The 15270-nt window shown below is 63.9% G+C and carries 10 protein-coding genes and 1 pseudogene; 9 read left to right on the top strand and 2 right to left on the bottom strand.

What is annotated here, in order from left to right; genetic code table 11:
• Positions 1–69 precede the first annotated feature (69 nt).
• The 4 genes and pseudogenes from ACZXDY_RS12805 (at position 70) to ACZXDY_RS12820 (ending at position 5520) form a co-directional block, all read left to right on the top strand.
• The gene (locus tag ACZXDY_RS12805) at positions 70–495 is read left to right on the top strand and encodes a globin family protein (RefSeq protein WP_464345726.1); all 426 of its coding nucleotides are present in this window, start codon (positions 70–72) and stop codon (positions 493–495) included.
• A 10-nt stretch (positions 496–505) separates the two neighbouring features.
• The gene (locus tag ACZXDY_RS12810; RefSeq protein WP_464345727.1) at positions 506–1714 is read left to right on the top strand and encodes an NAD(P)/FAD-dependent oxidoreductase; all 1209 of its coding nucleotides are present in this window, start codon (positions 506–508) and stop codon (positions 1712–1714) included.
• A complete protein-coding gene (locus ACZXDY_RS12815; protein WP_464345728.1) occupies positions 1711–4413 on the top strand; it encodes a nitrate reductase in 2703 nt (900 codons plus the stop codon). The genes ACZXDY_RS12810 and ACZXDY_RS12815 overlap by 4 nt, the downstream gene beginning before the upstream one ends.
• A 208-nt stretch (positions 4414–4621) precedes the next feature.
• Positions 4622–5520, top strand: a pseudogene (locus ACZXDY_RS12820) (SMP-30/gluconolactonase/LRE family protein).
• 145 nt (positions 5521–5665) lie between these two features.
• Here the strand turns inward: ACZXDY_RS12820 and ACZXDY_RS12825 are convergent.
• Both ACZXDY_RS12825 and ACZXDY_RS12830 read right to left on the bottom strand, forming a co-directional pair.
• Positions 5666–6592, bottom strand: coding sequence for a response regulator transcription factor (locus ACZXDY_RS12825; protein WP_130222331.1), 927 nt, complete (start codon positions 6590–6592; stop codon positions 5666–5668).
• Positions 6582–9950, bottom strand: a complete 3369-nt coding sequence (locus tag ACZXDY_RS12830) for a hybrid sensor histidine kinase/response regulator (RefSeq protein ID WP_464345729.1) — start codon at positions 9948–9950, stop codon at positions 6582–6584. Before ACZXDY_RS12830 ends, ACZXDY_RS12825 begins: the two co-directional genes overlap by 11 nt.
• Before the next feature lie 188 nt (positions 9951–10138).
• Here ACZXDY_RS12830 and urtA point away from each other — a divergent pair, with 188 nt between their 5' ends.
• The 5 genes from urtA (at position 10139) to urtE (ending at position 15259) form a co-directional block, all read left to right on the top strand.
• A complete protein-coding gene (urtA, locus tag ACZXDY_RS12835; RefSeq protein ID WP_028163081.1) occupies positions 10139–11401 on the top strand; it encodes an urea ABC transporter substrate-binding protein in 1263 nt (420 codons plus the stop codon).
• A 120-nt stretch (positions 11402–11521) separates the two neighbouring features.
• Positions 11522–12448: an urea ABC transporter permease subunit UrtB gene (gene urtB / locus ACZXDY_RS12840; RefSeq protein WP_464345730.1), complete on the top strand. Its 927-nt coding sequence runs from the start codon at positions 11522–11524 to the stop codon at positions 12446–12448.
• 19 nt (positions 12449–12467) lie between these two features.
• The gene (gene urtC / locus ACZXDY_RS12845; RefSeq protein WP_464345731.1) at positions 12468–13607 is read left to right on the top strand and encodes an urea ABC transporter permease subunit UrtC; all 1140 of its coding nucleotides are present in this window, start codon (positions 12468–12470) and stop codon (positions 13605–13607) included.
• A gap of 9 nt (positions 13608–13616) precedes the next feature.
• Complete coding sequence (gene urtD / locus ACZXDY_RS12850) at positions 13617–14372, top strand: urea ABC transporter ATP-binding protein UrtD (RefSeq protein ID WP_028163084.1); 756 nt, start codon at positions 13617–13619, stop codon at positions 14370–14372.
• A gap of 197 nt (positions 14373–14569) precedes the next feature.
• On the top strand, positions 14570–15259 hold the full coding sequence (urtE, locus tag ACZXDY_RS12855) for an urea ABC transporter ATP-binding subunit UrtE (protein ID WP_464345732.1): 690 nt from the start codon (positions 14570–14572) through the stop codon (positions 15257–15259).
• Positions 15260–15270 lie beyond the last annotated feature (11 nt).

A 15270-nucleotide genomic window follows, 5' to 3' on the forward strand; every position in this document is an offset into this window, starting at 1 on the left:
GGCGGAAGATTTCCTGGGATGGATGCGTAGGTCAAGCCCCCGCACGAAGTGTGGAGATGGAGAGAAAGCATGACACCGGAGCAAGTCAAGCTCGTGCAAGAGAGTTTTTCGAAGGTCGCGCCGATTTCCGAGCAGGCCGCGGTCCTCTTCTATGATCGCCTGTTCGAGGTCGCACCGACGGTGAGGGCGATGTTTCCGGATGACATGACCGAACAGCGCAAGAAGCTGATGGCGGTGCTGGCTGTGGTGGTGAATGGGCTCAGCAATCTGCAATCCGTGCTGCCCGCCGCAAGCGCGCTCGCCAAGCGGCATGTGAGCTACGGGACCAAGGCGGAGCACTATCCCGTTGTCGGCGGTGCGTTGTTGTGGACGCTGCAGAAGGGCCTCGGCGAAGCCTGGACGCCCGAAGTGGCCGCTGCCTGGACCGCTGCCTACGGCACGCTGTCCGGCTACATGATTTCGGAAGCCTACGGCAGCCCTCAGGCCGCCGAATAGAGGAAGCGCCGTGAGCGAACCGCTGGTCATTGTCGGCAACGGGATGGCGGCCGCGCGCCTGGTCGACGAATTGTCGAAGGCGGCGCTCGGGCGCTACGCCATCGCGGTGATCGGTAGCGAACCGCGGCTCGCCTATAACCGCGTGCTGCTGTCCTCCGTTCTTGCCGGCGAGACCACCTCGGAGGATATCGAGCTGCAGCCGGCATCATGGTGGCGCGACCGTGGCGTCACGGTGAAATATGGCTGCATCGCCACCGAGATCGATGTCGGCCGCCGCGAATTGAAGATCGAGGGCGAGGAGAGCATCACCTTCTCGAAGCTGGTCCTGACCACCGGCTCGTCAGCGCTGCGCTTGAACGTGCCCGGCGCCGATGTTGCCGGCGTGCACACCTTTCGCGATAGCCGCGACGTCGACCAGTTGCTCGCGTTCGCCGCGCGCAAGACGCGCGTGGTCGTGATCGGCGGCGGGCTACTCGGGCTCGAGGCGGCCTATGGGCTGGCGAAAGCGGGGGCGCCAGTGACGCTGGTGCACCTGATGGACCGATTGATGGAGCGCCAGCTCGATGCACCGGCGGGCGCGCTCCTGAAATCGCTGGTCGAGCAGAAAGGCATCGAGATCCTGCTCGAGGCCAGCACCGCGCGCATCCACGGCGAGAACCGTGTCGAAGGTGTCGAGCTCGCTGATGGACGGTTGATCGAGGCGGATGCAGTGATCTTCGCCGCCGGCATCCGGCCGAACATCGCGCTGGCAAAGGAAGCCGGAATTGTCGTCAATCGTGGCATCGTGGTTGACGATTGCTTACAGACCGGCGCCGAAGGCGTGTTCGCGATCGGCGAATGCGCCGAGCATCGCGGCATCTGCTACGGCCTCGTCGAGCCGGCCTATGAGCAGGCGCGGGTGCTGGCGCGGCATCTTGCCGGACAGGATGTCGCCTATGCCGGCAGCATCGTGGCAACCAATTTGAAAGTGTCCGGTGTCAGCGTGTTTTCCGCCGGCGATTTCATGGGCGCCGAGGGCAGCGAGAGCATCGTGTTCAGCGACGTTAACCACGGCACCTACAAGAAGCTCGTGATTGCAGACGGACGTCTGACCGGCGCGGTTCTGACCGGCGACACCTCAGATGCGCTCTGGTATCTCGACCTGATCCGCAGCGCGAGGCCGATTGCCAAGATCCGCGGCGACATGATGTTCGGCCGTTCGCTGGCGGAGGCAGCATGAGCGCAGCCGATCCCGCGCTTCGCACCGTCAAGACCACCTGCGCCTATTGCGGCGTCGGCTGCGGCGTGCTGGCGACGCCGGACGGCAAGGGCGGCGCGGCGATCGCGGGCGATCCCGATCATCCCGCCAATTTCGGGCGCCTGTGCTCGAAGGGCTCCGCGCTCGGCGAAACGCTGGGGCTGGCGAACCGGCTGCTCCATCCGATGATCCGCTGCGACAAGGGGATGGAGCGCATCGCCTGGAGCGACGCGCTCGACCATGTCGCGCATCGCTTCAAGCACATCATCGCGCGCGACGGCCCCGGCGCGGTCGCATTCTATCTCTCCGGCCAGTTGCTGACCGAGGATTACTACGTCGCCAACAAGCTGATGAAGGGTTTCATCGGCAGCGTCAATGTCGACACCAATTCGCGGCTGTGCATGTCGTCCTCCGTCGCCGGCCATCGCCGCGCCTTCGGCGCCGACACCGTGCCCGGCTGTTACGAGGATCTCGAGCAGGCCGACCTCCTGGTGCTGGTCGGCTCCAACGCCGCCTGGTGCCATCCGGTGCTGTTCCAGCGCATGCTCGCCAACAAGCAGCAGCGCGGCGCGCGCATCGTGGTGATCGATCCACGCCGCACCGATACATCGGAAGATGCCGATCTCTTCCTCGGCCTGAAGCCCGGCACCGACACCGCGCTGTTCTGCGGCCTGCTGGTGCATCTCGCGGATAGTGGCGCGCTCGATCACACCTATATCGACTGCTACACGAACGGCTTCGACGAGGCTCTGGCGCGCGCCCGCGGCATGGCCGGCAGTGTCGGCGCGACCGCGCTCGCCACTGGTCTCTCCGAGCAGGACGTTGCGACGTTCTTCAAGATGTTTGCCAGCACGCCGCGCGTGGTGACCTTGTATTCCCAAGGCGTCAACCAGTCGGCGCAGGGCACCGATAAGGTCAACGCCATCCTCAACTGCCATCTCGCCACGGGCCGCATCGGTAAGGTCGGCGCGTCGCCGTTCTCGCTGACCGGACAGCCGAACGCGATGGGCGGGCGCGAGGTCGGTGGGCTCGCCAACCAACTCGCTGCCCACATGGCCTTCACGCCTCCGGACATCGACCGCGTCCGCCGGTTCTGGAAGGCGCCGCGCATCGCCACCCATGAGGGGTTGAAGGCGGTGCAGATGTTCGAGGCGATCGGGCGCGGCGAGATCAAGGCGTTGTGGGTGATGGGCACCAACCCGGCAGTATCGCTGCCGGATGCCGATGCCGCGCGTGAGGCATTGCGGAAGCTCGAACTGTTCGTGGTGTCGGAGAATGTTCGCTCCAACGACACTGTCGATGTGGGCGCGCATGTGTTGTTGCCCGCGCAGGCTTGGGGCGAGAAATCCGGCACGGTGACCAATTCCGAGCGCCGCATCTCGCGCCAGCGCGCGTTCCTGGAATCTCCGGGCGAAGCGCAGCCGGACTGGTGGATCCTTTGCGAGGTCGCAAGGCGCCTCGGTTTTGGCGCCGCCTTCGACTTCAAGTCCGCCGCGGATATCTTCCGCGAGCACGCGGCGCTCTCGGCGTTCGAGAACAACGGCATCAGGGATTTCGATATCGGCGCGCTGACCTCGTTGTCTGACGAGGCTTTTGACGTGATGGCGCCCGTGCAATGGCCGGTGCGGCAGGATGCAGACCCACAGCCGCGCTTCTTCGCGGAAGGCGGCTTCTTCGCCAATGACCGCAAGGCGCGCTTCATCGCGCCGGAGATTCCGGCGCTGCGCACCGAGACGACGCCGGCGCGGCCGTTGCGGCTCAACACCGGCCGCATCCGCGACCAGTGGCACACGATGACGCGCACCGGCGCGAGCCCGAGGCTCGGCCAGCATCTGCCCGAACCGTTCGTGGAGGTTCACCCTGATGATGCACTGCGCTACGGCGTGAGCGACGGCAGCTTTGCCCGCGTCACCACGGACTACGGACAATGTACGCTCCGCGTTGTCGTCAGCGAGCGCCAGCAGCGCGGCATGCTGTTTGCGCCGATCCATTGGAGCGAGTCCACCGCGACCGGCGCCCGCGTCGGGTCGCTGGTTGCTCCCTTCACCGATCCGTTCTCCGGCCAGCCCGAGAACAAGGCGACGCCGGCTTCGATCGCTCCTTACGAATATGTGTTCCGCGGCTTTGCGCTGTCGCGCCAACCGCTGCAATTGCCTGTTCATGCCTGGGTCGCGCGCGTCGCGGTCAATGGCGGTCACGGCTATCTGTTCGCTGATAATGCCGACCTGCTCGGCTGGCAGCTCTGGCTCAGGATGAACACCGAAGGCGATCTTGCCGAATACAAGGATTTCGGCGGCGGCATCTACCGCGGCGCCTCCTTCAACGCCGGCCGCATCGAAACCTGCCTGTTCCTCGGTCCCGCCAATGATGCCGGCGACTGGAACGTGGTGAAAGGCTTGTTTGCTGCCGATGCACTCAGCGATGCGCAGCGTCGCATGTTGCTGTCAGGCAAATCGGCGGACGGCCTCGCCAACGCCGGCCCGATCGTCTGCGCCTGCTTTGGCGTCGGCCGCGCCACGATCTGCGACACAATCGCCGCCGGCGCGGGCTCTCCTGCGGAGATCGGCGCGCAACTCAAGGCCGGCACCAATTGCGGCTCCTGCATTCCGGAGCTGAAGCGTCTGATCGCGCAGACAAGTGCGTCGGGTGATGAGCCGCGTCGCCTGACTGCAGCGAACTGAGTAGCCAACCCCTCATGGTGAGGAGGCGCTCTTGCGCCGTCTCGAACCATGAGGCGCCGATCTCGCCCGTGGCCCATCCTTCGAGACGCTTGCTACGCAAGCTCCTCAGGATGAGGTCTGAGGGGACGTGCGATGCACGTACGAGGGGCGACATCCCGCCCGACGTCCTCTATGGTGCCGTCCGTTCCGCTAACGGGTGAACCAAGAAATGCTGTACCTGGAAACGCCGCCGAAATTGATCGAGACCACGATCTTCTCCGCCATGCCGGACGAATTCCGCCGCAAGCAGTCAACCGAGTGGGCCGATGCCAACCGTCCGGGTCAGCCAACCGATTGCTTTATCGAAGGCCCGTCCTTCGACGCCGACGGCAATCTCTACATCGTCGACATCGCCTTCGGCCGCATCTTCAAGATTTCGTCTGACAGGAAATGGTCGCTGGCCGTCGAGTATCAGGGATGGCCGAACGGGCTGAAGATCGATTCCAAAGGCCGTATCCTCGTCGCCGATTACCGGCACGGCATCATGGAGCTCGACGCGCGGGCAGGGCGGATGCTTCCGGTACTGACCTCGCGCAATTCGGAATCCTTCCGCGGCTGCAACGATCTGCACATCGCCTCCACCGGCGACATCTATTTCACCGACCAGGGCCAGACCGGGCTGCACGATCCGAGCGGCCGGGTTTATCGCCTGCGCGCGAGCGGGCAGCTCGATTGCCTGATCAACACCGGCATCAGCCCTAACGGTCTGGTGCTCGATCCGCACGAGGCCGTGTTGTTCGTTGCGATGACCCGCGACAACGCGGTGTGGCGCGCGCCGTTCATGAAAGACGGCAGCGTGTCGAAGGTCGGCCGTTTCTGCTCGATGTTTGGCCCCGGCGGTCCGGATGGGATCACAATGGATAAAGCCGGCCGGCTGTTCGTCGCCCATGTCTCGCTCGGCCACGTCTTCGTGTTCGCACCGTCAGGCGAGCTGATCGCGCGTATCAAGTCCTGCGCAGGGAATGCCGTCACCAACGTCGCCATTGCGGCGAGAACCGCGACCGGCTCTACATCACGGAGTCCGCGACGGGCACGGTGCTGGTGGCGGATATCAGTGTGCTCGGCTGAAGAAGATGGGAAATGTAGCCACGCCGTCATGGCCGGGCTTGTCCCGGCCATCCACGCTCTTCCGAGCTGCACCAAAGAACGTGGATGCCCGGGACAAGCTCGGGCATGACGGAAAGGAGGAGCGCTGCACCACGGCGCGAACGCCTCACGACTTCCTGTTCCTCGCATTCACCGCGATCGCCGCGGCCGCGGTGCGGTTCTCCACCCCGAGTTTGGAATAGATCTGCTCCAGATGCTTGTCGACTGTGCGCGGGCTGAGCCCCAGGATTTGCGCGATGTCGCGGTTGGTCTTGCCCTTGGAGAGCCATGACAGCACCTCGCCCTCGCGCGTGGTGAGGCCGAGCTCGCTGGAGAATTCCGCCGGCATGTCGGCGCTGGTGTCCTTCGCCAGCCGCAGCAGGAATTCGTTGACGCCAAGCTTGCCCATATATTGCAGCCGCAATTGCTCGTTGGCTGGAAACGAGGCCATGGTCGTGGTCTTCGCTGCAGCCTTTCCCTTCTGCGTCTGCTCAAGCCATTGCGGGATCGGATCGGGCAGCGCGAGGTCGTCGCCGTCCTCCGCCAGCGTGTCCGACAGCAGCCTTTGCGCCTGCGGCGTCGCCCACAAGATCCTGCCGTGGCCGTTGACCGCGAGCAGATAGCGGCCGGAGACGTCGAGCGCAGCGCGCGCGCTCTGCGTCAGTCTCGCATTGGCGAGGTGGACGCGGATGCGCGCCAGCATTTCCTGCACCACGATCGGCTTGGTCACGTAATCGACACCGCCGGCTTCCAATCCGCGCACGATGTGCTCGGTCTCGGCGAGGCCTGTCATGAAGATGATCGGCACATGGTCGAGCCCGGCATCGCGCTTCAGCCGGCGGCAGGTCTCGAAACCATCCATGCCGGGCATGACGGCGTCGAGCAGCACGATGTCGGGCGTGATCTGGTCGACGATCCGCATCGCGGAGGCGCCGTCGAGCGCCACCATCACGGTCATGCCGGCGCCGTCGAGCGCGTCGGTCAGGAGCCGCAGCGTCTCCGGGGAGTCGTCGACGACGAGCGCGACGTCGCGCTTCTTGGTTTCAGTGGTCATAGCTGTGCAGCGCCTTCAGGGTCGCCATGTACTGATCGAGGTCGAAGCGATCGACCAATGAGCGCATCTGCGAGACGAAATCGGCATGCTCGGGATGTTCAGTGCCGATCTCGTCGAGCTTGAGCTGGATCGCGCGGATATAGCCCAATTGCCCGAGGCCGATCAGTTCCTCGATATATTTCACCGGCGGCCGCGAGCCGCTCTCCGGCTGCCAGTGCGGCACGGGCACCTCGTCGGTGTCGTGCTGCCAGTCGAGCTTGAGCAGCAGGCGGATGGTCTCTAGCAGGCGCGGGATATCGATCGGCTTCATCAGGTAGCCGTCGTGGAACGGTTGCGCGAGCGGGGCGCCATGCGCTTCCAGCGCGCTCGCCGAGATCATCAGGATGCGTGCCTGGTGATGGCCGGCCGAGCGCAGCGCCTCGGCAACAGTCCAGCCGTCCATGCCGGGCATGGAGATGTCGAGCAGGAACAGGTCGGGCCGGCAATGCTGCGCTAGCGCGAGGCACCCGGGACCATCGGGCGCGCTGAGCAGGATGAAGCCGAGCGGCGCCAGCACTTCGCGCAAGAGATCGCGGTGGGTCGGATCGTCGTCAGTGATCAGGACGGTCTTGCGCGGGCCATGATAGCCATAGACCGGCGCATCGGTCGGCGCGCTGCGCCGCGGGTTTGTCACTTCCGACAGCAATATCTTGACGCGGAAGGTGCTGCCGGCGCCGACGGTGCTGGTCACCTTGATGTCGCCGCCCATCACGCCCGCCAGCAGCCGGCTGATGGTGAGCCCGAGACCGGTGCCGGTCTGCGGCTGCGAGACGCCGAGCGCGCCGCGTTCGAACGGCGCGAAGATGCGTTCGAGATCGTCGGGCTGGATGCCCGGGCCGGTATCGATCACCTCGAACTCGGCGACCGGGCTGCGGTAGTGCACGACGAACTGCACGTGGCCGGTTTGCGTGAACTTGATCGCGTTCGACAGCAGGTTGATCAGGATTTGCCGCAGTCGCTTCTCGTCGGCATAGACCACGACCGGCAGCACCGCCGGCCGCTTGAACACGAAATCGATGCCTTTCGCGGCTGCCTGCAGACGGAACATGCCGACGAGCTGGTCGAGGAAATCGTTCAGCCGGACCTCGTCGCGCGAGAGATAAAGCCGGCCGGCCTCGATCTTGGAGATGTCGAGGATGCCGTCGATCAAGCCGGAGAGATGGTCGGCGCTGCGACGGACCACGCGGACCTGTTCGCGCGGGCGCGTATGCAGGGTATTGTCCTGCTCCAGCAGTTGCGCATAGCCGGAGATCGCGTTCAGCGGCGAGCGCAATTCGTGGCTCAGGCCGACGACATAGCGGCTCTTGGCGAGGTTGGCGGACTCGGCGACTTCCTTGGCGCGCTGCAGTTCGGCGTCGGTTCGCTTGTGGGCGTCGATCTCCTGGATCAGCAGCGCGGTCTGCCGTCGGGTCTCTTCCTCCGCCGCGCGCCTGCTCTGCTGCGCCAGCACGAACAGCCAGGCCACCACGCCGATGATGATGATCAGCGCGAAGAACACTTTCCACAGCACGTCCGACAACAGGTTGCCGGCTTGCACGGTGGCCGAGGTCTGCAGGTAGATCAGCCCGAGCACCAGCCCGACAAGGCCCGCCGAGACCGCGAACACGCCGAGATAATGCCCGAGCTGCGAATTGATGCGGGCATAGATCGGCTGCGGCAGCAATTTGCCCAATGTCTCCGACACCTGCGACTGGATGCGCGCATGCGGCTTGCACAGGTCATGGCAGCGCGCGTCGAGCGAGCAGCACAAGGAGCAGATCGGGCCGGCATAGGCGGGGCAGGCGGCCATGTCTTCGGGCTCGAACGAATGCTCGCAGATGCAGCACTGGATCTGCTCGAGGTTCTGCCAGCTCCGTTTCGGCTTGCGCGCGATGTAGTATTTGCCGTCGGTAGCCCAGGCGATCAGCGGCGCAACGATAAACGCCACCGCCAGCGCGACGAAGGCGGACAGCGCCTTTGCCGTTGGCCCGAACACGCCGTAGAAGGCGCTGATCGAGACGATGGTCGCAATCATCATCGCGCCGACGCCGACCGGGTTGATGTCGCAGAGATGCGCGCGCTTGAACTCGATGTGCTTCGGCCGCAGGCCCAGCGGCTTGTTGATGACGAGGTCAGCAACGAGCGCACCGACCCAGGCGATCGCGACATTGGAATAGAGCGCGAGTGTCTGCTCCAGCGCCTTGTAGACGCCGATCTCCATCAACAGCAGCGCAACGACCACGTTGAAGACCAGCCAGACCACGCGGCCGGGATGGCTGTGGGTGAGGCGGGAAAAGAAATTCGACCAGGCGATCGAGCCGGCATAGGCGTTGGTGACGTTGATCTTGACCTGCGACAGGATCACAAACGTTCCCGCCAGCGCCAGCGCCAGATCCGGCTGCGACAGCACGTAGCGATAGGCCTCCAGGTACATGTTGGCGGGCTCGGCGGCGTGCTCATAGGAGACGCCGTGACTCAGCGCGAAGAAGGCGAGGAACGATCCGGCCAGCAGCTTCAGGGCGCCGAGGACGATCCAGCCGGGCCCTGCGCTGAGCAGCGCGATCCACCACGCCCGCCGCGACGTGCGCCGGTCGCGTGGCAGGAAGCGGAGGAAGTCGACCTGTTCGCCGATCTGCGCCACCAGCGAGAACACCACGGAGGCCGCAGTGCCGAACAGCAAGAGGTCGAGCTGGCCGGATGGGTCGCCATGCTCACCGGAAAAATTGCGCCATTCGATGAACGAGCGCGGATGGGCGTAGGCGATCGCGGCAAAGGGCAGGATATGCAGCACGATCCAGATCGGCTGCGTCCACAACTGGAAGCGGCTGATCAGGGTGATGCCGTAGACCACCAGCGGGATGATCACGACTGCGCTGATGACATAGCCGATCGGCCGCGGGATGCCGAAACACATTTCGAGCGCGGTCGCCAGGATCACCGCCTCGATCGCAAAGAAGATGAAGGTGAAGGAGGCGTAGATCAGCGAGGTGATGGTCGAGCCGATATAGCCGAAGCCGGCGCCGCGGGTTAAGAGATCGATGTCGATGCCGAACTTGGCGGCGTTATAGGCGATCGGCAGTCCGCAGCAGAAGATGATGGCGCTGACCACGAGGATGGCCGCGGTCGCGTTCATCGCGCCATAGTTCAGCGTGATGGTGCCGCCAATCGCTTCCAGCGCCAGGAAAGAGATCGCGCCCAGCGCGGTGTTGGCAACACGGCCGGCGGACCAGCGACGCGCGCTCTTTGCGGTGAAGCGCAGCGCATAATCCTCCAGCGTCTGGTTGGCAACCCATTGATTATACTGGCGCCTGACGCGGTCTATCCGCTGCCGCCCTGCCAATTCCCCACCTCCTGAGCCGACGTCGGTCCCGCCCGGTAATCCCGCCCGTCCTGCTCGCAAATCCCGTACCAGAACCTACGTCGCTATTTTGCGGTGCAGTATACGCAATCTTGCGTATCAGTGCGCTGCACAAATCTGGGCAATCCTCGCCTGACCATTAAGCGCGTTCTCGAACCACTGGGGTGCTCATGTCAGACGAAAAGAAACCGGGCCTGAAGTCGCCGCTTCGGCGCAAGCTACTGATGGGAATGGCGGCGCTGCCAGCCATCTCGATGCTTCCGCGCGCCTCGTTCGCAGAGGCTCCGGCAACGTCCGCGGTCAATACCACTGGCCTTGCCGTCACCGATAGCGAAGTGACCGTCGGCATCCTGCACTCCGTCACCGGCACCATGGCGATCTCGGAGACCGGATCGGTCGAAGCGGAAAAACTGGCAATCGAGCAGATCAATGCCGCCGGGGGCGTGCTCGGCCGCAAGATCAAGTTCATCCAGGAGGACGGCGCCAGCGACTGGCCGACCTTCGCCGAGAAGGCGAAGAAGCTCCTCGTCAACGACAAATGCGCCGCCGTGATGGGCTGCTGGACCTCGGCCTCGCGCAAGGCGGTGCTGCCGGTGTTCGAGCAGTATAATGGCATGCTCTACTACCCGACCTTCTATGAAGGCCTCGAGCAGTCCAAGAACGTGATCTACACCGGCCAGGAAGCCACCCAGCAGATCATCGCAGGCCTCGACTGGGTCAACAAGACCAAAGGTGCAAAAACGTTCTATCTGCTCGGCTCCGACTACATCTGGCCGCGCACCTCGAACAAGATCGCGCGCAAGCACATCGAGGGCCATTTGCAGGGCGCCAAGGTGGTCGGCGAGGAATACTTCCCGCTCGGCCACACCCAATTCAATTCTGTGATCAACAAGATCAAGCTGACAAAGCCCGACGTGATCTACGCCATCATCGTCGGCGGCTCCAACGTCGCCTTCTACAAGCAGCTCAAGGCGGCCGGCATCGACCTCTCCAAGCAGACGCTGCTGACGATCTCGGTGACCGAAGACGAGATCGACGGCATCGGCGGTGAAAACATCGCAGGCGCCTATGCCTGCATGAAGTATTTCCAGTCGCTCGACAATCCCAACAACAAGGCCTTCGTCTCTGCCTTCAAGAAGATGTGGGGCGAGAAAACCGTGATCGGTGACGTCACCCAGGCCGCCTATCTCGGCCCGTGGTTGTGGAAGTTGACGGTGGAGAAGGCCGGCAGCTTCGACATCGACAAGGTCGCGGCGGCTTCACCCGGCGTCGAGTTCAAGGGCGCGCCGGAAGGCTATGTCCGCATCCACGAGAACCATCACCTCTGGTCGAAGACGCGCGTCGGCCGCGCCAAGGCGGACGGCCAGTACGAACTGATCTACGAGACCGCCGATCTCGTCGAGCCCGATCCGTTCCCGAAGGGCTACCAGTGAGAACGCGCCTCGGCTGAGCGCTTCTCCCAACTCGCAAGCGGCGCGGGCCGGTCGGCCCACGCGATCGCCAACGCACGCGCCACGCGCGGGCGCGGGCCTGACCCATGCAGAGGACGGATCATGTTCGGTGACTATTCGCTCAGCGATCTCGGCGCCATCTTCGCGATGCAAGGCTTTGCCGGACTGATCCTGTTCTCGGTCTACGTGCTGATGGCGCTGGGGCTCGCCATCATCTTCGGCCAGATGGGCGTCATCAACATGGCCCATGGCGAGTTCATGATCCTCGGCGCCTACGTCACCTGGATGACGTCGAGCGCCTTCCAGCAATATCTGCCCGCGCTGTTTCCCGGCTATTTCTTCGTCGCGATGTCGTTGGCGTTCATCGCCTCCGGCGCGCTCGGCATGCTCGTCGAATGGGCGCTGATACGCCATCTCTACAAGCGCCCGCTGGATACGCTGCTTGCGACCTGGGGCCTCAGCCTGATCCTGCAGCAGGCCTATCGCTCGGTGTTCGGCGCCCGCGAGGTCGGCGTCGAATTGCCGGAGTGGATGATGGGTTCCTGGCAGGCGACCGACGCGATCCAGATTCCGATTAACGGCATGTTCGTGATGGGGCTGACCGTCCTGATCACCATCGTGGTCGCCTATGTGCTGTTCTGGTCGCGTTGGGGCCGTCAGGTCCGCGCCGTCGTGCAGAACCGCGTGATGGCCGGCGCCGTCGGCATCAACACCGAGAAGGTCGACCGCTACACTTTCGGCCTCGGCTGCGGCATCGCCGGCATCGCGGGCTCGGCCTTCACCATGATCGGCTCCACGGGACCGACCGCCGGCCAGCTCTACATCGTCGACACTTTCCTTGTCGTCGTGTTCGGCGGAGCGGCCTCGCTGGTCGGCACCATCGCGTCCGCCTTCACCATCTCGCAGGCGCAGTCGACCATGGAGTTCTTCCTGTCGGGCTCGATGGCGAAGGTGCTCACCCTGTTGGCGATCGTCGCGATCCTGATGATGCGGCCGCAGGGACTGTTTGCACTCAAGGTCCGCAAATAAGAACAAGCAGGCTCTGGTCATGATCATCAACTCGCGCTTTTTCAATCGCTCCGAGCTGATCGGCTTCGTCGCGCTCGCGCTACTCCTCTTCGTCATCCTGCCGCTGTCGCTGGATATCTTCCGTCTCAACCTGGTCGCCAAATATCTCACTTACGCCTTCGTCGGAATTGGCCTCGTGCTGTGCTGGGGCTATGGCGGCATTTTGAGCCTGGGGCAGGGCGCGTTCTTCGGCCTCGGTGGCTACTGCATGGCGATGTACCTGAAGCTCGAGGCCTCCAGCGTTGAGAACACCAAGATCCAGTCGACACCGGGCATTCCCGATTTCATGGACTGGAATCAGCTCACGCAGCTCCCCTTCTTCTGGAAGCCGTTCCACAGCTTCCCGATCACGCTGATCGCGATCATGCTGGTACCCGGCATCTTTGCCTTCATCATCGGCGCGGCGATGTTCAAGCGGCGCGTCGGCGGCGTCTATTTCGCGATCATCACCCAGGCGATCGCCGCGATCATGACCATCCTGATCGTCGGACAGCAGGGCTACACCGGCGGCATCAACGGCATCACCGACCTGCGCACCTTACACGGCTGGGACATCCGCACCGACCATGCCAAGTTCATCCTCTACTTCATTGAGGTCGTGCTGCTGTTCGCCTGCATCATAGCCGCACAGTTCATCCGCCTGACGAAGCTTGGCCGCATCCTGGTGGCGATGCGCGAGCAAGAGGACCGCGTCCGCTTCTCCGGCTACAGCGTCGCCAATTTCAAGATCTTTGCCTTCTGCGCCGCCGCGATCTTCGCCGCGATCGGCGGCGCGATGTTCACGCTCGAAGTCGGTTTCATGTCGCCGTCCTTCGTCGGCATCGTGCCATCGATCGAGATGGTGATCTACACCGCCGTCGGAGGCCGGATGTCGATCTTCGGCGCGGTCTGGGGTTCGCTGCTGGTGAACTTTGCCAAGACCAGCCTGTCGGAATCCTTCCCGCAGCTCTGGCTGTTTGGCCTGGGCGCGTTGTTCATCGCCGTGGTGCTGGCGTTCCCGAACGGGCTCTCAGGCATCTGGCAGGACTATGTCCAGCCGCATATCGACCGCCTGCTGGCCTCGCGGAAATCAAAACCCGGCAACGGCTTCCCCGTCGCCGACGGCGCACCGGCGGAGTGAGGAGGGGTCATGCTCATCGGTCATCAGCCCAAGGACTTCCTGCTCGCGGTCTCCGGCCTCACCGTCTCCTTCGACGGCTTCAAGGCAGTCAACGATCTCTCCTTCTATGTCGAGGACAACGAGATCCGCGTCATCATCGGTCCCAACGGCGCCGGCAAGACCACCGTGCTCGACCTGATTTGCGGCAAGACCAAAGCCACGTCAGGCTCGATCCAGTTTCGCGGCAAGGAGCTGACGAAGTTGCGCGAGAACGAGATCGTGCAGGCCGGCGTCGGCCGCAAGTTCCAGACGCCGTCGGTGTTCGAGGACCTCACCGTGTTCGAGAACCTCGAAATCTCCTTCCCGCGCGGCCGCACCGTCTTCGGCTCGCTCACCTTCCAGCGCGACGCCACCGTGAAACAGCGCGTCGAGGAAGTCGCCGAGATGATCTTCCTGAAGGACCGCCTCGACACCTACGCCGACCAGTTGAGTCACGGCCAGAAGCAATGGCTGGAGATCGGCATGCTGCTGATCCAGGATCCGGACCTCCTGATGCTGGACGAGCCTGTCGCCGGCATGAGCGTATCCGAGCGTGCGAAGACCGCCGAACTGCTCAACCGCATCATCAAGGGCCGCTCCGTGCTCGTCATCGAGCACGACATGAAGTTCGTCGAGGACATCGCCCACAAGGTCACCGTGCTGCACCAGGGACAGATCCTGTCCGAGGGAACGATGGAGCACGTCAAGAACGATCCGAAGGTCATCGAAGTCTATCTCGGACATTGAGCATGACGTTTCGCATAGCCGCCGCCACGCGCACCGTCGACCTCTCCCCAGCGGGGAGAGGTCGGATCGCATCGAAAGATGCGATCCGGGTGAGGGGGCTCGCGCTCTCGTGGGACCTGATTCCCTCACCCGGCGCTACGCGCCGACCTCTCCCTACGGGAGAGGTGAAGAAAAGCATCCGGCTCTAGGAGGCGATCATGCTGGCAATCTCCGATCTTCACGTTGCGTACGGCCAGAGCGAGGTGCTGCACGGCCTCAACGTCTCGGTCGCGCCCAACGAGATCGTGGCGATCATGGGCCGTAACGGCATGGGCAAGACCACGCTGATGAAGTCGCTGATGGGCATTCTGCCGGCCAAGAGCGGTTCGGTGACCATGGACGGCACCGAGCTCAACAAGCTCGAAAGCTATGAGCGGGTGGCGAAGGGGCTTGCCTATGTCCCGCAGGGCCGCATGATCTTCTCCACCATGACGGTGAAGGAGAACATCGAGACCGGCCTCGTCGTGCACGGCGAGTCCGAGGTGCCCGGCGACATCTACGAACTGTTCCCGGTGCTGCTCGAGATGAAGAACCGCCGCGGCGGCAATCTGTCCGGCGGTCAGCAGCAGCAGCTCGCGATCGCCCGCGCGCTCGCCACCAAGCCGAAAGTGCTGCTGCTGGACGAGCCGACCGAAGGCATCCAGCCCTCGATCATCAAGGAGATGGCGCGCACCTTGAAGCGCATCCGCGACGAGCGTGGCCTCTCGATCGTCGTCTCCGAGCAGGTGCTGAGCTTTGCCCTCGACATCGCCGACCGCGTGCTGGTGATCGAGAACGGCGAAATCGTCCGCGACGATCCGCGCGATGCAGTCGATGCCGCCCAGATCTCGAAATATCTGTCCGTTTAACCAAGGCAAGT

This window comes from Bradyrhizobium sp. LeoB3 (genome assembly GCF_055456055.1).

Excerpts from the sequence above, each read along its gene's own strand:
- ACZXDY_RS12805 (WP_464345726.1), top strand. The coding sequence starts at position 70 with ATGACACCGGAGCAAGTCAAGCTCGTGCAAGAGAGTTTTTCGAAGGTC.
- ACZXDY_RS12815 (WP_464345728.1), top strand. The coding sequence starts at position 1,711 with ATGAGCGCAGCCGATCCCGCGCTTCGCACCGTCAAGACCACCTGCGCC.
- ACZXDY_RS12825 (WP_130222331.1), bottom strand. The coding sequence starts at position 6,592 with ATGACCACTGAAACCAAGAAGCGCGACGTCGCGCTCGTCGTCGACGAC.
- urtA (WP_028163081.1), top strand. The coding sequence starts at position 10,139 with ATGTCAGACGAAAAGAAACCGGGCCTGAAGTCGCCGCTTCGGCGCAAG.
- urtB (WP_464345730.1), top strand. The coding sequence starts at position 11,522 with ATGTTCGGTGACTATTCGCTCAGCGATCTCGGCGCCATCTTCGCGATG.
- urtC (WP_464345731.1), top strand. The coding sequence starts at position 12,468 with ATGATCATCAACTCGCGCTTTTTCAATCGCTCCGAGCTGATCGGCTTC.
- urtD (WP_028163084.1), top strand. The coding sequence starts at position 13,617 with ATGCTCATCGGTCATCAGCCCAAGGACTTCCTGCTCGCGGTCTCCGGC.
- urtE (WP_464345732.1), top strand. The coding sequence starts at position 14,570 with ATGCTGGCAATCTCCGATCTTCACGTTGCGTACGGCCAGAGCGAGGTG.